The organism is Pantoea latae (genome assembly GCF_002077695.1).
Classification (GTDB): Bacteria; Pseudomonadota; Gammaproteobacteria; order Enterobacterales; family Enterobacteriaceae; genus Pantoea; species Pantoea latae.
The window spans coordinates 93362-114629 of record NZ_MWUE01000025.1; the positions used below are offsets into that span (position 1 = coordinate 93362).

The following is a 21268-nucleotide window of genomic DNA, read 5'->3' on the forward strand; positions in this document are numbered from 1 at the left end:
CGCCGCGTTAAGGAGTTGCTATGTTCGATCTGATCCTTCGCCGCGCCAGGCTGACGAATGAACGGCTGGTGGATATCGCGCTGCAGGAGGGCAAAATCGCCGCCGTCGCCGACAGCCTGCCGGGCGAAGCCAAACGCGAACGCGATCTGGCCGGACGCTGCTACGTCAGCGCAGGCTGGATCGATTCCCACGTGCACTGCTACCCCAAATCGCCCATCTACCACGACGAGGCGGACGCCATCGGCGTTGCCACCGGCGTCACCACGGTGATCGATGCGGGCAGCACCGGCGCGGACCATATCGATGATTTTTATGCGATTACCCGCGCCGCCACGACTCAGGTCTACGCGCTGATCAATATCGCGCGCACCGGCATCGTCACGCAGAACGAGCTGGCGGATATGCGCCAGATCGACGGCGACGCGGTAGCGGGCGCCGTCGCGCGGCTACCCGACTTTATCGTCGGCCTGAAGGCGCGCATGAGCAGCAGCGTGGTGGGCGAGAACGGCATTCAGCCGCTGATCAAAGCCAAAGCGATCCAGCAGCGCGTTGGCGGCCTGCCGCTGATGGTGCATATCGGCAACAATCCGCCGGATCTGGCGGAGATCGCCGATCGTCTCACCGCGGGCGACATCATCACCCACTGCTTTAACGGCAAGCCCAACCGCGTGCTGACGCCGCAGGGCGAACTCAAGGCGTCGGTGCGCAACGCCATCGCGCGCGGCGTGAAGATGGACGTCGGCCACGGCAGCGCCAGCTTTAGCTTTGAGGTGGCGCGCGTCGCCATCGCGCAGGGCATTCTGCCCGACACCATCAGCTCCGATATCTACTGCCGCAACCGCCTCAATGGCCCGGTGCATAGCCTGGCGCACGTGATGTCGAAATTTCTTAGCGTCGGCATGACGCTGCCGCAGGTGATCGACTGCGTCACCTGGAAGGCGGCGGAAGGATTGCGCCTGACGCGCAAAGGACGACTGGAGGTCGGCTATGACGGCGATCTGACGCTGTTCAGCCTGACCGACACGCCCCGCCTGTTTGTGGATTCCGAAGGCGAACAGCTTACCGGGGAGAAACACCTTACGCCGCTGGCCGCCGTGGTGGCGGGCGAGTGGTTCCTGACAGAAGAAGGGAAAGCCAATGTCTTCGATTTATGAAAAATATGGCCTGAAGCCGGTGATCAACGCCTCGGGCCGCATGACCATCCTCGGCGTCTCTACGCCGTCGGCGGATGTAGTCGACACCGTCCAGACCGGCCTCAGCCACTATTTCGAAATGAAAGATCTGGTCAACAAAACCGGCGCCTATATCGCGCAGCTGCTGAACGTAGAAAACGCGGTGGTGGTCTCCTGCGCCTCGGCGGGCATCGCGCAGTGCGTGGCGGCGGTGATCGTCAAAGAGAGCGACTGGCTGCTGGATAACCTGCACGCCGCACCGCTGGCGGTGCCGCACGACATCGTGGTGCCGAAGGGCCATAACGTCAACTACGGCGCGCCGGTCGGCAGCATGGTGGCGCTGGGCGGCGGGCGGCTGGTAGAGGCGGGCTACAGCAACGAATGCTCGCCCGAGCAGCTGGCGGCGGCGATCACGCCGCAGACCGCAGCGATCCTCTACGTGAAATCGCACCACTGCGTGCAGAAAAGCCATCTGAGCGTCGAGCAGGCGGCAGTGGTGGCGCGCAAACACGGCGTGCCGCTGATCGTCGATGCCGCCGCCGAAGAGGATCTGCAGTGCTACTACCAGTACGGCGCCGATCTGGTGATCTACAGCGGCGCGAAGGCGATTGAGGGGCCGACCAGCGGGCTGGTGATCGGCAGACAGCAGTACGTCGAGTGGGTGAAACGCCAGAGCAACGGCATCGGCCGGGCAATGAAAGTCGGCAAAGAGGGCATCCTCGGCCTGACGCAGGCAGTTGAAAACTATCTGCGGCTGGAGAAAACCAGCGGCGCGCAGATGGTAGAGAAGATGACGCCCTTTATCGACAGCCTCAACCAGCTGCGCGGCGTCAGCGCGCGCGTGGTGTGGGACGCGGCGGGACGCGACATCGCCCGCGCCGAAATCAAATTCGACGAGGCGGCCATCGGCCAGCGCACCGGCGATATCGTACAGGCGCTGAAAAACGGTGCCATCGCCATCTATTTTCGCGGCTACAAAGCCAACGAAGGCATTATCGAGGCGGATGTGCGCAGCGTCAGCGCCGAGCAGCTGCACACCATTTTCACCTCGATTCAGGCGCTGTTGAACGGAGGAAAAACCGCATGACGCTGACCCCGAATTTCTATCAGGATCGTCTCTGCCTTAACGTGCTGGCCGGATCGAAAGCCAACGCGCGCGCCATCTGGGAAGCGGCGGAAGGGCATGTGCTGGTGGGCGTGCTGTCAAAAAACTACAGCAGCAACGAGGCGGCCATCGCCGATATGCGCGAATACGCCGCGCTGATCGACAACGCGCTCTCGGTCGGGCTGGGCGCGGGCGACCCAAATCAGTCAAAAATGGTGAGCGAGATTTCCGCCGTGCTGCAGCCGCAGCACGTCAACCAGGTGTTTACCGGCGTCGCCACCAGCCGCGCGCTGCTCGGCCAGTCGCAAACCGTGGTCAACGGCCTGATCTCGCCGACCGGCACGCCGGGCCTGGTAAAGATCTCCACCGGCCCGCTGAGTTCGCAGGGCAGCGACGCGCAGGTGCCGATCGACGCCGCCATCGCGCTATTGAAGGATATGGGCGGCAGCTCGGTGAAATACTTTCCTATGGGCGGCCTGAAGGCGGTTGACGAATATCGCGCCGTGGCGCAGGCGTGCGCGGCGCACGACTTCTGGCTGGAGCCGACCGGCGGCATCGATCTGGATAACGTCGAAGCGATCCTGCGCATTGCGCTGGAGGCGGGCGTCAGTAAAATTATCCCGCACGTCTACAGCTCGATTATCGATCCCGCCAGCGGCGATACGCGCGTGGAAGATGTGCGCCAGCTGCTGGCGATTTGCAAGAAACTGCTGCCGTAACGCCCGCTGCGCCGGCGCGCCTCACAGGGCGTCGGCGCATGCCTGGACGTGACGCGGCGTTCGCTTTAGGCTGCTATCTTTCGGCATGATGCCGCTGAAGCATGCCATCGCTGCAACAGGTAGACCGCCTTGAGATTTCCTAACCAGCGCCTTGCGCAACTGTTTGACGCTTTGCAGAACGAAACGCTGCCCCAGGATGAGCTGGCGCGGCGCTTCGCCGTTTCCACGCGCACCGTGCGCACCGATATCAGCGCGCTCAACGCGCTGCTGGCGGACTACGGCGCACAGTTTGTGCTGAGCCGCGGCGCCGGCTATCAGCTGAAAATCGACGACGCGCAGCGCTTCCAGCGGCTGGAGCCGCACAAGCGCGCGCCGCTGCGCGTGCCGCGCACCTCCGCCGAGCGCGTGCGTTATCTGCTGACGCGTTTTCTCACCGCCGCCTGGTCGCTGAAGCTGGAGGATCTGGCGGAAGAGTGGTTCGTCAGCCGCGCCACGCTGCAAAACGACATGACCGAGGTGCGCGAATGGCTGGCGCGCTATCACCTCAACATTGAGAGCAAGCCGCACTACGGCATGAAGCTGTTCGGCAGCGAAGTGGCGATCCGCACCTGTTTAACCGACCTGCTGTGGCAGATTGACCAGGAGCAGGCCGACAGCCCGCTGATCGCCGTCGAAGCGCTGCACAGCGGCATTCTCGAGACGCTGCGCCCGCTGCTGCAGCAGTGCCTGACGCGCCATAACGTGCGCCTCAGCGACGAGGGCGAGCGCTATCTGCGCCTCTACTGCGCGGTGGCGGTGCGGCGCATCAGCGAAGGCTATCCGCTCAGCGATCCCGGCGCGGAAGATGTCGGGCTGGACGTGCGCGAGGCGGCGCACCAGCTGATCGCGCTGCTGCGTCCGCTGGTGGGCAAGCCGGTGTCCCCAGCGGAAGAGAGCTGGCTGCGGGTCAATATCGCGGCGCGCCAGATCCAGGAGGCGGCGCCGAGCGCCATCAATGCCGATGACGCCGACGCGCTGGTGGATTACCTGCTGAGCTATATCAATACCCACTACAACTACAACCTGCAGGGCGACGCGCAGCTGCGCGCCGATCTGCTGACGCACATTAAAACCATGATCACCCGCGTGCGTTACCAGATCCATATTCCCAACCCGCTGCTGGACAATATCAAACAGCACTATCCGATGGCCTACGACGTGACGCTGGCGGCGGTCTCCAGCTGGGGCAAATACACGCCCTATACCATCAGCGAGAACGAAATCGGCTTTCTGGTGCTGCACATCGGCGTCGGGCTGGAGCGTCACTACGACGTCGGCTATCAACGACATCCGCAGGTGTTGCTGGTATGCGACAGCGGCAACTCGACGCTGCGCATGATTGAGGCGATGCTGCTGCGCAAATACCCGCAGCTGCAGGTGACCGCGCGGCTGTCGCAGCGCGAGTATGAGGCGCGCACGCGCATCGACGAGGATTTCGTTATCTCCACCGCGCGGCTGAGCGAGAAAGATAAGCCGGTGGTGGTGATGTCGCCGTTTCCCACCGGCTTTCAGCTGGAGCAGATCGGCAAGCTGGTGCTGGTGGACCGCACGCGGCCCTATATGCTGGAGAAGTTTTTCGACGCGCAGCACTTCCTGATCGTCGATAAGCCGATGACGCAGTCGCAGCTGTTTCGTCAGCTGTGCGATCGGCTGGAGGCGGAAGGCTATGTCGACGCGAGCTTCTACCCTTCGGTAGAGGAGCGCGAGGCGATCGTCAGCACCATGCTGGGCGAGGGCATCGCGCTGCCGCACTCGCTCGGCCTGCTGGCGAAGAAGACCGTGGTCTATACCGTGCTGGCGCCGCAGGGCATACCCTGGGGCGACGACACCGCCTCGGTGATCTTTCTGCTGGCGATCAGCAAAAGCGAGTATGAAGAGGCGATGGCGATCTACGATCTGTTCGTGACGTTTCTGCGCGAAAGGGCGGTGGCCCGGCTGCGCGACAGCAGCGATTTTGCCGGGTTTAAGGCGGTGGCGATTGAGTGTCTGGGACGGCTGTAACAACGGGCGCCAGCCTGGCGCCGTTAGAGAGGCCTAGCTTCTTTTCGCCAGCAAGCGCGGGATCTCGCGCAGGCACCAGGCTTTGGCTTCGCCCATGCTGTCGCGGCGCCACGCCATAATAATATCTACCTCGCGGGTATATTCCGGGCTGACGACGCGCAGCCGACCTTCCGCAATATCCTTTTCCACCAGCGAATAGGGCATGGTGGCGACGCCGAGGCCCGCCAGCAGTGCTCGGCGCTTGTCGTCCATGCTGCTCACCGTCAGGCGCTGCTGCTTATCCAGCAGCTGCACCGTCAGCACCGGACGCTCGCGCGCCGTGTCGGCCACCGCGATGCCGCGATATTTCACGCGCGTCACTTCCGACTGCGGCTCCGGCTCGTTGTGGATAGGGTGATCGGCGCTGGCGACATAGACGCTCATCATGGTGTAGAGCTTGCGGGTGTTGATTTCGGTGGAGGCGCGAAAATGCATATCCGGCGCGATAACGATATCGGCGCGGCCCTGCTCCAGCCGCTCCCACGCGCCCGCCAGCACCTCGGTGATCAGCGAAATCTGGGTATTGGCTTTTTCCGCCAGCTTCTCCACCAGCGGGAACAGCGCGTCGGTCGGCACCAGCGCCTCGGTGACGATGGTGAGGTGGGTTTCCCAGCCGCGCGCCAGCGCTTCGGCGTCGGTGGTGAGCTTGTCCGCCGCCTCCAGCAGCACGCGTCCGCGCTCCAGCAGCATGCGCCCGACGTTGGTGAATTTGGTTCGGTGGCCGGAGCGGTCGAACAGCACCACGTCCAGCTCTTCCTCCAGCTTTTGCATGGTGTAGCTGAGCGCCGACGGCACGCGCCCCAGCTCATCCGCCGCCGCCGCAAAGCTGCCGCGCCGGTCGATCGCATCCATCACGCGCAACGCTTCCAGGGTTAAAGCCCGCTCTTTGGCCATCCGCACTCTCTTTCAGGAAATTTGAATATGCACGGCAGATTAACTGGCTAACAATACGGCGTCCAGCCTTTTACCATAATGGGTATCAAGTCTGCGGCCGCTCTCTGCCGCGGCGAGCTGGAGGATTATCATGATAACAACGCGCAGTGCGTCCGCGTGCGGCCAGGCCGATTTCGGCTGGCTTCAGGCGCGCTACAGTTTCTCTTTTGGTCACTATTTCGATCCCAAACTGATGGGCTACGCTTCGCTTCGCGTGTTGAACCAGGAAGTGCTGGCGCCGGGCGCCGCCTTTCAGCCGCGCACCTATCCGCAGGTCGACGTGTTGAACATCGTGCTGCAGGGCGAGGCGGAGTATCGCGACAGCGAGGGTAATCATATCGTTGCGCGCGAAGGCGAAGCGCTGCTGCTCGCCACGCAGCAGGGCGTCAGCTACAGCGAGATCAACCTGCGTAAGGATCAGCCGCTGACGCGCATGCAGCTCTGGCTGGCCGCCTGTCCCGAGCGAGAGAATCCGCCGCTGCAAAAAATCGTGCTGCCGGCGCGGGAAAACAGCCTGCTGATCGCCTCGCCGGACGGCGCGGGCAATAGCCTGCAGCTGCGTCAGCAGGTGTGGGTCCATCAGCTGCGGCTGGCGCCGGGAGAAGAGCAGACGCTGACGCTGCGCGGTCCGCGCGCCTATTTACAGTCGATTCACGGCTCGCTGGAGGCGGTGACGCCTGGCGATCGTCAGGAGAAGCTGGGCTGCGGCGACGGGGCGTTTTTGCAGGAGGAGCAGCAGATTCGGCTGCGGGCGAAGACCGCGACGCGGGCGCTGGTGATCGACATACCGGTGTAAAAAAGGGCGGCTAAGGCCGCCCTGTTCGTCTGTTGCCGCTGTGCCTGCGCGGATGACATGGTCCGATCGCAAAGTCGCTCAGTGCATCCATGCTCGCTCGGCCCGCGCCTTCCCTGGCGCGGGACGCTTTGCTCTTCGGCCCATATCATCCGCTTGTGGACAGATGAGCGGCCTGATGCTCGCTTACTTCAGCATAGTGAACGCGGTGGTGACGTGCTTCACGCCGCTGACCCGGCTGGCGATATCCGCCGCCGCTTTCGCCTCTTCCGCCGTCACCAGACCCAGCAGGAACACTTCCCCGTTTTCGGTGGTGACCTTCACGTTCGACGATTTCACCTGATCGCTGCCCAGCAGCTGCGAGCGGATTTTGGTGGTGATCCAGGTGTCTGACGACGAGGTGCCGAGGCTCACTTTCTGGCCGATGCGGATCTCGTTGTAAACTTCGGTCGCGCCATCCACGCCCATGGTGATCTGCTTCGCGCGGCTGGCGATATCCTGCGACGGTGCCTGGCCGGTCAGCAGCACTTTGCCCTGATAGGCGGTGGCGATAATGCGCGCGTCGGTTTTGATCTGCTGATCTTTCGCCAGCGCGTTGCTGACGCGCAGCTCCAGCGTGCCGTCATCGACCTGGGTGCCCACGGTGCGCGGGTCAGTGGCAGTTTTGGTGGCAACGGCCGCACCGCCGGCGACGACGGCAACGCAGCCCTGCAGCAGCATGGCGGTTAACAGGATGGCGACAGCGTTCAATGCTTTCATGTTTGCTCCTTCAGCTATTCCTGGTGTGGAAACAGTGTGTTGTCAATCAGGTCGCACAGGCAGTTCAGCGTCAGCATATGCATTTCGTGGATGCGGGCGCTTCGGTGCGACGGGATGCGAATTTCCACGTCGTGCGGGCCCAGCAGGCCCGCCAGCTCGCCGCCGTCATAGCCGGTGAGCGCAACGATGGTCATATCACGGGTCACCGCGGCTTCTACCGCTTTCACGATATCGCGCGTGTTGCCGCGGGTGGAGATCGCCAGCAGGACGTCGCCGGTCTGACCCAGCGCGCGTACCTGCTTAGCGTAAATTTCATCGTGCTGACGATCGTTACCGATCGCCGTCAGCATCACGTTGTCCGCGCTGAGCACCAGCGCAGGCAGGCTGGGGCGCTCGGTCTCGAAACGGTTGATCATGCTGGCGGCGAAATGCTGCGCGTTGGCGGCTGAGGCCCCGTTGCCGCAGCTGAGAATTTTATTGCCGTTAAGCAGGCACTGCACCAGCGTCATCGCAGCGCGGGAAATGGCATCCGGCAGCGCCTCTGCGGCGGCAATCTGGGTTTGAATACTTTCAGTAAAACACGCTTTGATTCTGTCCTGCACACGACCACCTGGTTCTATACGTCTGCATTAAAGGCATTGGGCAGCCATTCCAGCGCCGTACCGGTAATGGCGATGATGTCGAAACGGCAATCCACCGTCTCAAAACTGCCGCCGCGCTGCGCCAGCCACAGGGCGGCGGCGCGCAGCAGTTTCTGCTGTTTGAGGCGGGTGATGCTGGCCAGCGCGCCGCCGTAGCGCGCATCGCGCCGGTAGCGCACCTCCACAAACACCCAGCATGCGCCGTCGCGCATGATGAGATCCAGTTCGCCGCCGCGATAGTTCACGTTGCTGGCGACCCAGCGCAGACCGGCGCGCTCTAAATAGCGCCGGGCGCGCTGTTCCTGTTCGGCGCCGAGGCGCCGAGGGTTCAGGAGGCGGGAACGATCTCGCCCTGACGATACTGGCTCCATGACAACGTCCTGTTGATCACGCAATCCTGATTCGCGCTCAGTTTGCCGGTATTGCCGTCGATGGTGAAGCCCGGCGTCTGGCGCACCTGGTTAAAACTGTTCGCCAGCGTCCAGGCGTCAATGCCCATCGCATAGAGGCGAACCAGCGAATAGTCGTTGTTGAACGACTGCGCTGCTCGCTGCATCAGCGCCGGATTGCGGCCTGAAAGCAGCGGAATGTCGCTAAACTGCAACCCTTCCATCTCCAGACGGAAGTCAGGGCCGGCGCCTGCCTGATAGCTGCGCGAGCTGGCGTAGAGCGAGGCCGCGCTGCGGCTGCCGGTGCGCATGGCGATCATCGGCTTAATCAGCTGCAGCTCATCCTGCGTCGAGACGATATAAACCGAATCGACGCCGCCGCCGCTCGCCGCTGGCGGCGCGCTCTCCTGCTGCGGCGACGGGATCGTCAGTCCGGCGATGGTCACGCCCTGCGGTTCCGCAGGCTGCGTGTTGACCGGCGTGCCGCTCAGCGTGATGCCCGCGCCGCTGTTGATGCCCTGCTTCAGCTCGGCGGTCGAGCCGAAGCGCTGCTGCAGCGGCGCCGTGCCGCCCAGCTTCTGCCACTCCTGGGCGAAGGCGTTGACCACGCGATCGCCGAAGCTGCTGCGCGGCACCAGCAGCAGCGGCTGGCGTTTGCCCTGATCCCACATATGGTGCGCGGCATCGCGCGCTTCGTCTTCAGGAGAAAGCGCAAAATAGCAAATATTCGGATGGTTCTGGATCTGCTCCGGCGCGTTAAGCGCCAGCACGTTGAGCGGCGTCTGGCTGTTGGCGACCGCTTCGACGTTGTTTTTCAGCAGCGGACCAACCACCAGCGTTGCGCCATCCTGCTGCGCCTGCTGCAGCACCTGCTGAATCGGCTGGCTGCTGGTGTCATAGACCTTGATCTGCGCGCTGCTGGCGGGCGCGGCGCTGGCCGCTGGCTGCGACGCCGCGGGCTGCTGAGTATCGGCTGGGGTAATCGCGGCGGCGGCCGGGCTGACCACGGTATTGGCTTCGCCGGTCGGCGCGGGCTGCGCAGCGTCTGCGGCGGCCGGCTGGGTCGCGGGCTGGGCAGTTGGCTGCGGCGCACCGTTCAGAGCGCCGTTTTTGGCGTCGTTGAAGCCTTTCTCGATGGCGCTGGCGAACACCTGCGCCTGGCCGTTCAGCGGCAGCAGCAGTGCGATGGTGCTGGTCGAGGCTTTGGTAAAGTTCTGCGCCTGGCTGAGCGGCGTTGGCAGGGTTTTCGCCGCCGGGTTTTGCGGATAGCGCGTCTGCCAGTCTTTAAGGGCGGACTTCAGCATCTCGCCATCCTGGGCGTTGGCGCGCCAGACGTTAAGCAGATCCAGCCAGCCCTGCAGGGTATTCTCGCTGGCGTTGATCACCAGATTGCTCGCCTCCTGCGGCGTCATCTGCGTCAGCGCCTGCCAGGTAGCGTCGATGTTTTTCTGATGATCCTCGCCGCTCAGCAGCGGCTCCTGCGCGATATAGGCGCGCAGCAGCGTCAGCGAAGGTTTGCCCTGCGCGGCGGCGATCTGCAGGCCGTAGTAGCGCGCCTGCTGCTCTTTCGACAGGTCGTCAACTTTCACCTGGCTCAGCAGCTGCGTTGCGCCCGGCACGTTCTGCTGGCTGAACAGAAACTGCGACTTAAGCAGCAGCAGCTCCTGCTGTTGCGTGTCGCTGAGGCGGCTCGGCAGCTGGTTAAGCTGCTGCCCGGCCTGCGGATACTTTCCTTCTTTCATCAGGGCACGGATGGCAAGTAATTGCCAGTCTGTCCTGCTATCATCGCTGCTTTGCTGCACTTGCTGCAGATAGTAATCAGACCCGCCGGTAATGGGCCCCTGAATATTTACGTTTGAGGTTTGCGGCCCCTGACCGCTACAGGCGGCTAAAATCAGCCCAGCAAGAAGGACAGGCACAAAGCGTCTTGCTTTATGACGAACGATTTTTGAAGGAAGCATACTGTATCCAGTGATGTTTTTTTCAAGATGCTCAATATTAAATCGGCAATTCGGATGAAACAATGAAACAACTCGATCGGGCAGAGATTTCTGCCAGCACGCTCTACATCGTTCCAACCCCGATTGGTAATTTGGGTGATATCACCCAGCGGGCGCTGACGGTGCTTTCGGGCGTCGATCTGGTCGCAGCGGAAGATACACGTCATACCGGACTGTTGCTACAACATTTCGCCATCGCTGCGCGGCTCTTCGCACTTCACGACCACAACGAACAGCAGAAGGCGGAACTGCTGCTGGCGAAGCTGCAGGAAGGGCAGAGCATTGCGCTGGTTTCCGATGCCGGCACGCCGCTGATCAACGATCCGGGCTACCATCTGGTGCGCCGCTGCCGCGAGGCGGGCATCCGCGTGGTGCCGCTGCCTGGCGCCTGCGCCGCCGTCACAGCATTAAGCGCCGCCGGGTTACCGTCCGATCGTTTCTGTTACGAAGGGTTTCTGCCCGCCAAAACCAAGGCGCGCTGCGATGCGCTGCGCGCGCTGGCGCAGGAGCCGCGCACCCTGATTTTTTATGAGTCGACACACCGTCTGCTCGACAGCCTGGAAGATATGGTGAAGGAGCTGGGCGCCGATCGCTATGTGGTGCTGGCGCGCGAGCTGACCAAAACCTGGGAGTCGATTCACGGCGCGCCGGTAGGCGAGCTGCTCGCCTGGATCAAAGAGGATGAGAATCGTCGCAAAGGGGAGATGGCGCTGATCGTCGAAGGGCATAAGGCGGATGAAGAGGCGCTGCCCGCCGACGCGCTGCGCACGCTGGCGCTGCTGCAGAAAGAATTGCCGTTAAAAAAGGCGGCGGCGCTGACGGCGGAAATCCACGGCGTGAAGAAAAATGCGCTCTATCGCTTCGCGCTCGATCAGCAAGAGGCGTGACAAACGCGGTCGAATGCCCTAATATCTCGCGCCGAAGCTGACCAGACAGTCGCCGCTTTGTCGTCGTCCCTCTTGTAGGGAGACGGGCAGAGGGGAGGAAAGTCCGGGCTCCATAGGGCAGGGTGCCAGGTAACGCCTGGGGGGCGCAAGCCTACGACCAGTGCAACAGAGAGCAAACCGCCGATGGCCCATTTATGGGATCAGGTAAGGGTGAAAGGGTGCGGTAAGAGCGCACCGCGCGTCTGGCAACAGTTCGCGGCACGGTAAACTCCACCCGGAGCAAGGCCAAATAGGGGTTCGCATGGTACGGCCCGTACTGAACCCGGGTAGGCTGCTTGAGCCAGTGAGCGATTGCTGGCCTAGATGAATGACTGTCCACGACAGAACCCGGCTTATCGGTCAGTTTCGACTTTTCAGGTGAAAACCCCGCGCAAGCGGGGTTTTTGCTTTCTGGCGCCTGGAATCCCCTCTGACATGTTTACCTTTCTAACACGCGCCTAAGCAGAAATGGGATACACCAACGGTTGCATTATCCCTTATACGCTTCACCGCAACGACATTTACTAAGTCTACTTTCGCTTTATTGATCGCCAATTTTTTCACTGTTCTTTGAGTATTGATAGCCCTTGTCACTGCCGGTTTATCATTTCTCGTCTTTAGCTCATGCATATCGCTCTTCAAATTTCGCAGGATAGGGCGCGAACAACTCCTCAACATCATTAACACAATCAGCTTTGTGAAGTATGCAACATGTGCCGTTCGTCATTAACCCGCTTCAACCCCTTCTGAGGTTGGCAGATTTCGGCCTAAGCAACTGACTGTTCTTTATTAGAATAATTCGAACCGTACTTCGTTATCCGGGCGTAAAGGCTGTGAGTAGTAATATCAAGATGTGTTGCAAGGCCGGAAACAGAATGACTACGATCAACAACCCGTTCGACTCCTTCAATTTTAAACTCTCCGGGATAACGCTTACCGCTCATACGCACCTCTTTTTAAGTCATCTAAAATGAATCAGAGGTGTCTGTTAAATCTCTGGCAATTTAACTTTAATGGCACTTGTACTTTTACATTTATCACGGGGTTAAAACATTTTCTATACATCAAGGCCTGTGATAAAGATGGCAGTGAATAAAATTCATCAAAAAATGACGAGATAAATAATTCAAAAGAAAATTTCAATTTTAGTGAAAAACACTTCTCAATAAATAGCGATATTTATAAAATGAATGTTCTATAGGATTAATTGATCTGAGTAGAGGGGTTTATGCAGCATTACTTTAACGAAATCACACCTGAAATTAGTGAGGCTCATTCACAACCGCCATACAACGAGGCACTTTTAACACTCTGCGACAGCCAGGCACGCAAAAAACCTGAAGAAATTAACAAGCGAAAAACAAGTAGCTCTTTAGCTTACGTGTTTCGGTTCGCCGTTGTGGGAAGCCTTACCCGAAACGGTGGGGTAATCAGCCATGTAACAGGAAGCAGTACAGTTGGCGGGTATCTAATGGCGCGAGTTGGAAATAAAGTTGTATACGCTGACGGCAGAGAGGCCGCAATTATTTCCGGTGCAGGTAAAGCGCGTGTTATGCAGGGAGCATCTGCGGCTCTTGTTGGCAGTATGCTTGATAATGGTGATGAAATAATCTCAACGCCGCAATCAAGCATTAAACTGGTATTGCGTGAAGGCTGCGAACTTCCGGAAGGATTCCTGACCATGCCGGGGAGTAAGCACTGATGGGAGCTAAGGGATATTATTTATTCAGGGGTGATAAAACTCGATGTGGTGGTGTAATTACTGAGGGATGGAGCGACCACCAGCATTTTGACAGAGATATGTCCTGCGAAGGGCATAAAGTAACTTGTGGTAAGCATCCAGGGATTTACCGTATCTGTGGTGGACTTGATGATGATATACACGGCAAAAGGATTGCCGGAACGCTGCACAGCTATAGCTCTTGCCCCTGTAAATCAAAATTTATTCCCTCAAACTTCGATGACGATTACGAACTTGGTGGAGAAGCAACAGTAACGAACACCGATCTATCTCACCTCGTGGAGATGATGCCTGTACTTCCTGAGCCAGTCGAACACGCCCAGGCAGCTAAAAAGAAAACCGGTATCGACGCAGGTTTTACCATTATCCCTTACGGTGGTACTACAGAAGCCTGGCAGCGCCTGCTATTCACAGAGAATCCGCCAGCAGGGGTAAAGGAGCTATTCGCTACACTAAACGGCCCGGATGAAAGATATAAAGCGGGTTCTATCATGCTGGTAGTTGACCCCAATAAGCAGGATGAAGAGCAAATCTCCCATATGCAGGCCGCGAAAGCGCGAGTTGATGCAGCCTTGGCTCCTCTCTCCATTCAGCAAGCCAACTTTCTCTACAAGCACAAAGACACCATTGAGATGTTCGCTGCTGCTGCCAGTACGGCGAGCGATACTTATGGATACTCAGGACAAGTAACCGAAGCCGCGAAAGGGTATTTCGAACAGGTTGAAAAAATCCTTGTCGAGATTGAGAAAACCTACAAGAACCAGTACATCACCAGCGGCACACTAATCGGTGAACAATTCTTTGCTGAGCGCCGTCGCCTGTTCGGTCAGCTCGATAGCGTGCTGAAGATGTTTATGAAGCACCGTTTCATGTTCAACGAGTACACAGACCTGAAAAACGCCCTCGGCCTCTCCAGTCGTTCAATTACTCGTCGCTGGAATGAAACAGGCGTGAGCGATATAGAAGGTTATGCCACCCATATCGAAAAGCTGGCGAAATACGTGAAGTGGATGGAAACAGCCGGGAAGATTGGCATTGGCCTGTCTGCTTTTGATACCGCCGCAAAGATTACCGAAGCCTGCACGGTTGGCAGGAATTGTGCGAAAACCTCGTTTACCTCTATTGGGGAGTTTTCCGGGAGTCTGGTAGGTGGAATGGCCGCAAGTAGGCTCATTGGTGCGGGCGCTGCAAATACTGTCTGTGCAGTTGTTTTGGGGGCTGCGACTTTTGAAGCCATGGGGGCAGGTGCGTTACTTTGTACTATTGGTGTGAGCGGTGGCATAGCATACGGAAGTGACAAGGCTCTAAGCTGGGCAGGAGGAAAAACGGGGCAGTCTATCGGGAAAGGGTTTGGCCTTTATGAGGTAAGCGGTGAAGATTAATTTAGAAATGATTTCGGTAATAGCTATTCTTACTGGGACACTACTGATAATTATCAGCAGTACTGCATCTCTGCTTAACCGAAAACGCTTTAATGAAATCTGCAAATTATATAAAGCAAAATATGGCAGCCTGCCAGATGCTGTGTTGTTGTTTGAGAATGTCAATTCGCTCTATGTCAAAGGAGCATATGGAATAAAAGTACAATTTATATACATGCCACTATTGTGGAATAGTAGTTCACCTCTGACCAAAAATGATGATAAGGACTTCATAAGAGGACTACCGAAACGGCTGATTAGGCCATTTTACGTCGAAATATACTTCGGTGCTGCCAGCATACTGTTTTTTATTATTGGTGGATTGTTAATGTTAGCGATTGAGCACGGATGGGTGTAAAAGGCACTTCAGTTGACGGGATTTACTCTGTTACACAAAGCTAGATACAGTCTGTGATACCAGACAGCCCAGCGCTGCAACCATAGAGGCCGCAGGTGCCGGAGCATTACTCTGTACGCTCGGCGTAAATGGCGCTATTGCATATGGGAGCGATAAAGCCACATCTGCGTTCGGTGGCTTCGTTGGTGAATCGCTATATGAGGTTACAAGCAATGACCATTAATGATCTACTTAGCGCCAAGGCAACAGTAATTATTGGAGCACTTGCTTTCGGCTTTGGTATAGCCAGTATCATAGCTTCAGTTCTCAACAGGGATAGATTTAAAGAGATCTGCATCCTGTACAAAGAAAAATACGGTAATCTGCCCGCTGCTGTATTGCTGTTCGATAACGTCAATACGCTTTATGTCAAAGTGGCATACAGCACAAAAGTAAGTTTTATATACATGCCGCTGTTGTGGAATAAAAGCTCAATCCTGACCAAAAACGATGACAAGGACTTTATTCGTGGGCTACCCAAACGGCTTATTGGTCCGTTCTACGTAGAGATATACCTGGCGGTTATCAGTCTGTTATTTCTCATTATTGGTGTGTTACAAATGTTAGTAATTAGGCATGGCTGGGTGTGAAAGTTGCGTCCCTTGCCTGTTCGGTCAGCTCGATAGCGTGCTGAAGATGTTTATGAAGCACCGTTTCATGTTCAACGAGTACACAGACCTGAAAAACGCCCTCGGCCTCTCTAGTCGTTCAATTACTCGTCGCTGGAATGAAACAGGCGTGAGCGATATAGAAGGTTATGCCACCCATATCGAAAAGCTGGCGAAATACGTGAAGTGGATGGAAACAGTCGGGAAGATTGGCATTGGCTTGTCTGCTTTCGATACCGCAGCAAAGATTGCCTAAGCCTGTTCTGTTGGCAGGGATTGCGCCAAAACCTCGTTTACCTCCATTGGAGAGTTTTCGGGGAGTCTCGCTGGGGGGCTTTGGCTGGTAGAATCTTACAGGGTGGTGCAGCAGAGGCTATATGTGCAGTAGTTCTGGGAGCAGCAACTATAGAGGCAGGAGGTGCTGGAGCTTTGATTTGCACTCTCGGTGTTAGTGGTGGCATAGCATATGGAAGTGATAAAGCTCTAAGCGGATCATTTAAAGCTGCCGGTGAATTCATCGGAGAAAAACTGGGGTTTTACGAGGTGACCAACAATGACTGATCTGAAAATGACTTCAGTAATACTCACTCTTACAGGAGTTTTATTGTTAATCATAAGTCTGATTCAATCTGTTTTTAATCGAAAACGATTCAGAGAAGTTTGCGTATTATATAAAGAAAAATTTGGATCTCTTCCCGATGCTGTATTATTTTTTGAAAATGTCAACTCGTTTTATTACAGTGGTGCATATGGCATAAAAACACAGTTTATATTTATGCCATTACTCTGGAATCGAAGTTCAATATTGACTAAAAATGATGATAAGGACTTTATTCGCGGGCTACCAAAAAGGATTATAAGGCCTTTTTATGTGGAGATATTTTTCGGTCTTGCCAGCGTGTTTTCTTTTATCGTTGGCGGATTGTTAATGTTTGCTATTGAGCACGGTTGGATGTAAAGGCACTTCAGTTGACGGGCTTTCCTCTGTTACACAAGGTTAGATACAGTCTGCGACACAAGACGCCCCTGGTGCCTCAGATGCCTGACTTAGGGTTGAACGAACCCGGCTTATCGGTCAGTTTCGACTCTTCAGGTGAAAACCCCGCGCAAGCGGGGTTTTTGCTTTCTGGGTATCGCTGATATCAAATCTTATGCCGCCTTCGGCGCTTCTGTTCTCCCCATGCTAAACTGCGCGCCGGCAACGAAAGGAGCAGCCCGTGGCGAAATACCAGCAACTGACGGATGAGATTCAGCAGCAGATTGAGGCGGGCATCTGGCCGCCGGGCACGAAGCTGCCGTCGCTGCGTCAGCAGGTGGCGCAGCATGGGCTGAGCCTGATGACGGTAATGCACGCCTATGAGGTGCTGGAGAGCCAGGGCTGGATCGTCTCGCGGCCGCAGTCCGGCTACTATGTCGCGCCGCGCGCGCTGCAAACCGCGCCCGCGCAGGTGGCGCTCAGCGAGCAGGTGGATATCAACAACTTCGTCTTCGACGTGCTGCAGGCGATACGCGAACCGGCGATTGTGCCGTTCGGCTCCGCCTTTCCCGACCCCGAACTTTTTCCGCAGCGCCAGCTGATGCGCTCTCTCTCTAACGTCTCCCACCAGCTGACGCCGCTCGACGCGCTCAACAACCTTCCGCCCGGCAACGCGGCGCTGCGGCAGATGCTGGCGCAGCGCTACGCGCGTCAGGGTATTACCCTGTCGCCGGATGAAATCGTGATTACCAACGGCGCGCTGGAAGCGCTCAACCTTAGCCTGCAGGCGCTGACCGAGCCCGGCGACTACGTGGTGATCGAGCAGCCAACCTTCTATGGCGCGCTGCAGGCGATCGAGCGCCTGAAGCTGAAAGCGCTGGCGGTGCCGAGCGACCCACAGCAGGGCATCGACATGCAGCAGCTGGAAGAGACGCTGCAGCGCTGGCCGGTGAAAGCGTGCTGGCTGATGACCACGCTGCAAAACCCGCTCGGCGTCACGCTGTCGCCCGCGCGCAAAGCGCAGCTGGTGGCGCTGCTGGCGCGCTATCAGGTGCCGCTGATCGAAGATGACGTCTACGCCGAACTCTGGAGCGGCGGCGAGCCGCCCCATCCGGCGAAATACTGGGATCGCAGCGGCGGCGTGCTGCACTGCGGCTCGTTTTCTAAATGTCTGGTGGCGGGGTTTCGCGTCGGCTGGGTCGCGGCGGGGGAGCACGCGCAGCGCATCCAGCGTCTGCAGCTGATGAGCACGCTCTCTACCAGCGCGCCGATGCAGCTGGCGCTGGCGGATTTTCTCGCCACGCGCCGCTACGACACCCATCTGAAAAAATTGCGCCAGACGCTGGCACGGCGCAAAGAGTGGGTGCGCCAGGCGCTCAGCCGCGCGCTGCCGGCGGAAGCCAGCGTAAGCGATTCGCCGGGCGGGTTCTTTTTGTGGGTAACGCTGCCGCGCGGCTATGACACCACGCGACTCTATCAGCAGGCCTTACAGCAGGGGATCAGCATCGCGCCGGGGCGGCTCTTTTCCGCAGGCGAGGAGTTTACCCACTGTTTTCGCGTCAACGCCGCCTGGCCGTGGGACACGCGCGCCGAAGCGGCGATCGACACGCTGGGCGGCCTGATTGCCGACCAGCGCGGTCGTTAAATGCGCGCCGCCTGCTGGTGGCCCCAGGTCAGATAGTAGACGTCATAGAAATCCACCTCACCTTTCTGCTGCAGCAGGCGATGGATGCCGCTTTTCACCTGCTCCGGCGCATCCGGCAGATTCAGGATCTTCTTCACCCCGCCTTCCGAAACCGGCTGCACGTAATACCACTCGCCGTTATAGCAGACGCGCAGATCCAGCGCGTCGATATCCTCGAAGCGATATTTCGGGTTGATATCCAGCAGCATCAGAAAGCTCATCACCAGCACGAAAAGGGTGGCGAACCAGAAGGCGGGCCAGCCGAGCATCTCGGTGGAAAAGATCAGCGCCACGCACAGCGCATAGCAGAGATACATAATCGCCCACAGCCCGGGATGGGTTTTCAGGAAGGAGAAGCTGAAACGTGGCCGGTTGTCGCGGCGCTCTTCGCGGTTCAGCGTGGCGATTTCGTCGATCAAGATTTGTTTAATGGCGTCCATTGTTCACCTCACCGTCACTTTTCTGCTCAGTAAAACAGATAACAGTGAGGCAAAGGAGACACAGAAACGCGCAGAATAGTTATAACAGTTACTCAGCGCGCCGCCCCCGCGAAGAGACGGCGCCTGCGGTCAGCCGCGACCGTGCGGTTCATCCCAGTCAAACGCCGGGCCCAGCGAAATCACGCCGTTCGGGTTGATGGTTTTATGACTGACGTAGTAGTGATGGCGAATATGCGGCAGATTCACGGTGTCGGCGATGCCCGGCATCTGATAGATATCGCGCAGGAAGCCGCTCAGATTCAGGTAGTCGCCGATACGGTGGCGGTCACATTTAAAATGCGTCACGTAGACCGGATCGAAACGCACCAGCGTGGTCCAGAGGCGTAAATCCGCCTCGGTGAGCTGGTCGCCGGTGAGATAGCGATGCTGCCCCAGAATCTGCTCCAGCCGCGACAGCGAATGGAACAGCGCGGTCACCGACTCGTCATAGGCCGCCTGCGACGTGGCGAAGCCCGACTTGTAGACCCCGTTGTTGACCGTGTCGTAAATCCAGCCGTTCAGCTCGTCGATCTTCTCGCGCAGCGCAGGAGGATAGTAATCGCCGGCGCGTGCGCCAACGGCGTCGAAAGCGCTGTTGAACATGCGGATAATATCCGCCGACTCATTGCTGACGATGGTGTTCTGCTGCTTATCCCACAGCACCGGCACGGTCACGCGCCCGGTGTAGTGCGGATCGGCATGCAGATAGAGCTGGTAGAGAAATTCGTTCTGATAGAGCTTATCGCCGGTGGCGTCGGGAAAATCGTCGTCAAAGGTCCAGCCGTTTTCCAGCATTAACGGATGCACCACGGAGACGTCAATCATCGACTCCAGCCCTTTGAGCTGACGCATCAGCAGCGTGCGATGCGCCCAGGGGCAGGCGAGAGAAACATACAGATGATAGCGGTCGCGTTCGGCTTTAAAGCCTGCGCTGCCGGTCGGTCCGGCGCTGCCGTCCGCCGTCACCCAGTTGCGCCAGACCGCATCAGAGCGCTTAAAGCGTCCGCCGGTGGATTTGGTGTCGTACCAGGTGTCGTGCCAGACACCCTCGATCAGTTGGCCCATATCGCCTCCAATGCAAACAGGGCGAGGAGTATCCTCGCCCTGCTAAGTATATGTGGCATTACGCCGAATGTGTGCTTAGCGCAGCGCTGCGGCCGGCTGTGCTTTTTTACGCAGCAGACGGTCAATGCTGTACGCGCCAGGACCGACCAGGCCCAGCACCAGGAAACCGCCAGCGATAGAGAGGTTTTTCATAAACATCAGCTGGTTAACGCCTTCCGCGAAGTTACTGTGGAACAGGAACGCCGTCAGGATGGTGAAGGCGGCGGTAAACAGCGCGGTGAAACGGGTCAGGAAGCCGAACAGAATCGCCAGGCCGCCGCCGAACTCCAGCAGGATCACCAGCGGCAGCATGAAGCCGGGCACGCCCATCGCTTCCATATACTGCTGGGTGCCGGCGTAGCCGGTAATCTTGCCCCAGCCGGCCGTGATAAACAGAACAGGCATTAAAATACGCGCCAGCAGCAGACCAGTATCTTCGAATTTTTTCATCATTTACTCCAGACCAGGTTTCGGCAGGGCAATCGCGCCTGCGTTGGATAATTCCCAGCAAGAGGCGGTGTTGCCGTTTGCTGAGCTGATAGCTGGAGATGATAGTCGCGGCGGGGAAAGGTTGTAAGCGAGATATTCTGTGGGTCTTATTCAGGAAATCTGATAAAGCGAAGCCGGCGATTTCGCACCGGCTGAGATCAGAGAGAGATTAACGCTGCGGCAGCGCCGATTTCAGCATGCGCCAGGTGCTCCAGACGCCGAAGCCGCGCTTCAGCAGACGCATGATTTTGTTGGGGCTGCGCACCGACCAGATGGCCAGCGCGCTGCTGCCGATAGCCAGATAACGGCGCATGCTGAGGAACGTCAGCCAGCCGCGATCGTACTGCGCCGTACTTTGCAGAAAATCACGGCGACCCGCGCTGAGATCCAGCCGCTGCTGCTGCACTTCGCTCAGCAGCTCATGAATGCGTGCTTCACGTTCCAGTTTGCTGCTCATGCGCGGTCATCCTCCAGCAGCTTGCGGTCTGTCTCCAGCTCTTTGCGGGTATGATGCAGCAGCGTGGACTGACGCGATTTGCGCAGGCTCCACAGGCCGAAAATAATCGCCAGGAGAAACAGCACGCCGGTGGTAATGCCAATCGCCATCAGACGATACTGCGCGTCGACGGCCCAGATAATCAGCACCATCAGGCTCATCAGCCCGAACGCGGTGAACAACATGGTCAGGCCGACCATCAGCAGCAGCTGGATCAGATTAGCCTTTTCCGCTTCCAGCTCGACCACCGCCAGACGAACGCGGGTCTCGACCATGCTGACCAGCGTGGTGACGATGCGCTGACCAATGTTGATGACCCCTTTGCCGGGGCCGTGGCTCTGCTGTGAATCCGCCATA

General features: G+C 58.2%; 23 protein-coding genes, 1 other RNA gene and 1 pseudogene. 14 read left to right on the forward strand and 11 right to left on the reverse strand.

The features are described from left to right. The first annotated feature begins 20 nt into the window (after positions 1–20). The 4 genes from B2J69_RS16790 to B2J69_RS16805 all read left to right on the forward strand — a co-directional run bounded on the left by B2J69_RS16790 (position 21) and on the right by B2J69_RS16805 (position 5036). A complete protein-coding gene (locus B2J69_RS16790) occupies positions 21–1154 on the forward strand; it encodes an amidohydrolase/deacetylase family metallohydrolase (RefSeq protein WP_081140786.1) in 1134 nt (377 codons plus the stop codon). After that, the gene (locus tag B2J69_RS16795; protein WP_081140787.1) at positions 1138–2259 is read left to right on the forward strand and encodes a DgaE family pyridoxal phosphate-dependent ammonia lyase; all 1122 of its coding nucleotides are present in this window, start codon (positions 1138–1140) and stop codon (positions 2257–2259) included. The genes B2J69_RS16790 and B2J69_RS16795 overlap by 17 nt, the downstream gene beginning before the upstream one ends. Beyond that, positions 2256–2996, forward strand: coding sequence for a 2-dehydro-3-deoxy-phosphogluconate aldolase (gene dagF, locus B2J69_RS16800; protein WP_081140788.1), 741 nt, complete (start codon positions 2256–2258; stop codon positions 2994–2996). The genes B2J69_RS16795 and dagF overlap by 4 nt, the downstream gene beginning before the upstream one ends. A gap of 129 nt (positions 2997–3125) precedes the next feature. Then, positions 3126–5036, forward strand: coding sequence for a BglG family transcription antiterminator (locus tag B2J69_RS16805; RefSeq protein ID WP_081140789.1), 1911 nt, complete (start codon positions 3126–3128; stop codon positions 5034–5036). A gap of 33 nt (positions 5037–5069) precedes the next feature. Here the strand turns inward: B2J69_RS16805 and B2J69_RS16810 are convergent, their stop codons facing one another. After that, on the reverse strand, positions 5070–5969 hold the full coding sequence (locus B2J69_RS16810; RefSeq protein ID WP_081140790.1) for a LysR family transcriptional regulator: 900 nt from the start codon (positions 5967–5969) through the stop codon (positions 5070–5072). A 130-nt stretch (positions 5970–6099) separates the two neighbouring features. Between B2J69_RS16810 and B2J69_RS16815 the strand changes: the two genes are divergently transcribed. Then, positions 6100–6804, forward strand: coding sequence for a pirin family protein (locus B2J69_RS16815; protein ID WP_081140791.1), 705 nt, complete (start codon positions 6100–6102; stop codon positions 6802–6804). Between the two features lie 183 nt (positions 6805–6987). Here B2J69_RS16815 and dolP read toward each other — a convergent pair whose 3' ends face one another. From dolP to B2J69_RS16835, 4 genes are read right to left on the reverse strand one after another with little or no spacing between them, the layout of a single operon-like run. Further along, entirely contained in the window at positions 6988–7560 is a 573-nt protein-coding gene (dolP, locus tag B2J69_RS16820) for a division/outer membrane stress-associated lipid-binding lipoprotein (RefSeq protein WP_081140792.1), read from the reverse strand. 14 nt (positions 7561–7574) lie between these two features. Beyond that, positions 7575–8162 carry a DnaA initiator-associating protein DiaA gene (gene diaA, locus B2J69_RS16825; RefSeq protein ID WP_081140793.1) on the reverse strand — a complete coding sequence of 196 codons (588 nt, stop codon included), beginning with the start codon at positions 8160–8162 and terminating at the stop codon, positions 7575–7577. Between the two features lie 14 nt (positions 8163–8176). After that, complete coding sequence (locus B2J69_RS16830) at positions 8177–8572, reverse strand: YraN family protein (RefSeq protein WP_081140794.1); 396 nt, start codon at positions 8570–8572, stop codon at positions 8177–8179. Next, on the reverse strand, positions 8530–10551 hold the full coding sequence (locus B2J69_RS16835) for a penicillin-binding protein activator (RefSeq protein ID WP_081140795.1): 2022 nt from the start codon (positions 10549–10551) through the stop codon (positions 8530–8532). The genes B2J69_RS16830 and B2J69_RS16835 overlap by 43 nt, the downstream gene beginning before the upstream one ends. A gap of 62 nt (positions 10552–10613) precedes the next feature. Between B2J69_RS16835 and rsmI the strand changes: the two genes are divergently transcribed. Further along, complete coding sequence (rsmI, locus tag B2J69_RS16840) at positions 10614–11477, forward strand: 16S rRNA (cytidine(1402)-2'-O)-methyltransferase (protein ID WP_081140796.1); 864 nt, start codon at positions 10614–10616, stop codon at positions 11475–11477. 33 nt (positions 11478–11510) lie between these two features. Then, an RNA gene (rnpB, locus tag B2J69_RS16845) (RNase P RNA component class A) lies at positions 11511–11888 on the forward strand. A gap of 320 nt (positions 11889–12208) precedes the next feature. Here rnpB and B2J69_RS23915 read toward each other — a convergent pair. Continuing rightward, positions 12209–12460 (reverse strand): annotated as a pseudogene (locus B2J69_RS23915) (transposase); the annotation flags it as partial. A gap of 284 nt (positions 12461–12744) precedes the next feature. Here B2J69_RS23915 and B2J69_RS16850 point away from each other — a divergent pair. From B2J69_RS16850 to B2J69_RS16880, 7 genes are all read left to right on the forward strand, one after another. Beyond that, complete coding sequence (locus B2J69_RS16850) at positions 12745–13218, forward strand: PAAR domain-containing protein (protein ID WP_081140797.1); 474 nt, start codon at positions 12745–12747, stop codon at positions 13216–13218. After that, complete coding sequence (locus B2J69_RS16855; protein ID WP_081140798.1) at positions 13218–14639, forward strand: PAAR domain-containing protein; 1422 nt, start codon at positions 13218–13220, stop codon at positions 14637–14639. The genes B2J69_RS16850 and B2J69_RS16855 overlap by 1 nt, the downstream gene beginning before the upstream one ends. After that, complete coding sequence (locus B2J69_RS16860; RefSeq protein WP_236722742.1) at positions 14629–15036, forward strand: hypothetical protein; 408 nt, start codon at positions 14629–14631, stop codon at positions 15034–15036. The genes B2J69_RS16855 and B2J69_RS16860 overlap by 11 nt, the downstream gene beginning before the upstream one ends. A gap of 212 nt (positions 15037–15248) precedes the next feature. Beyond that, on the forward strand, positions 15249–15665 hold the full coding sequence (locus B2J69_RS16865; protein WP_236722743.1) for a hypothetical protein: 417 nt from the start codon (positions 15249–15251) through the stop codon (positions 15663–15665). Between the two features lie 52 nt (positions 15666–15717). Next, positions 15718–15939 (forward strand): hypothetical protein, encoded by a 222-nt coding sequence (locus tag B2J69_RS24375; protein WP_236722744.1) that lies wholly within the window; start codon positions 15718–15720, stop codon positions 15937–15939. 297 nt (positions 15940–16236) lie between these two features. Continuing rightward, positions 16237–16641, forward strand: coding sequence for a hypothetical protein (locus B2J69_RS16875; RefSeq protein ID WP_081140800.1), 405 nt, complete (start codon positions 16237–16239; stop codon positions 16639–16641). Positions 16642–16900: 259 nt separating this feature from the next. Next, on the forward strand, positions 16901–18304 hold the full coding sequence (locus B2J69_RS16880; protein ID WP_081140801.1) for an aminotransferase-like domain-containing protein: 1404 nt from the start codon (positions 16901–16903) through the stop codon (positions 18302–18304). Here B2J69_RS16880 and B2J69_RS16885 read toward each other — a convergent pair. The 5 genes from B2J69_RS16885 to B2J69_RS16905 all read right to left on the reverse strand — a co-directional run bounded on the left by B2J69_RS16885 (position 18301) and on the right by B2J69_RS16905 (position 21267). Continuing rightward, positions 18301–18783 carry a YlaC family protein gene (locus B2J69_RS16885; RefSeq protein WP_081140802.1) on the reverse strand — a complete coding sequence of 161 codons (483 nt, stop codon included), beginning with the start codon at positions 18781–18783 and terminating at the stop codon, positions 18301–18303. The genes B2J69_RS16880 and B2J69_RS16885 overlap by 4 nt on opposite strands. 129 nt (positions 18784–18912) lie before the next feature. Beyond that, positions 18913–19887 carry a glutathione S-transferase family protein gene (locus tag B2J69_RS16890; protein WP_081140803.1) on the reverse strand — a complete coding sequence of 325 codons (975 nt, stop codon included), beginning with the start codon at positions 19885–19887 and terminating at the stop codon, positions 18913–18915. Between the two features lie 75 nt (positions 19888–19962). Continuing rightward, positions 19963–20376, reverse strand: coding sequence for a DoxX family protein (locus B2J69_RS16895; RefSeq protein ID WP_081140804.1), 414 nt, complete (start codon positions 20374–20376; stop codon positions 19963–19965). A gap of 208 nt (positions 20377–20584) precedes the next feature. Then, complete coding sequence (locus B2J69_RS16900) at positions 20585–20872, reverse strand: YqjK-like family protein (protein ID WP_081140805.1); 288 nt, start codon at positions 20870–20872, stop codon at positions 20585–20587. Continuing rightward, on the reverse strand, positions 20869–21267 hold the full coding sequence (locus tag B2J69_RS16905; RefSeq protein WP_174580918.1) for a phage holin family protein: 399 nt from the start codon (positions 21265–21267) through the stop codon (positions 20869–20871). Before B2J69_RS16905 ends, B2J69_RS16900 begins: the two co-directional genes overlap by 4 nt. Between the last annotated feature and the right edge of the window lies 1 nt (position 21268).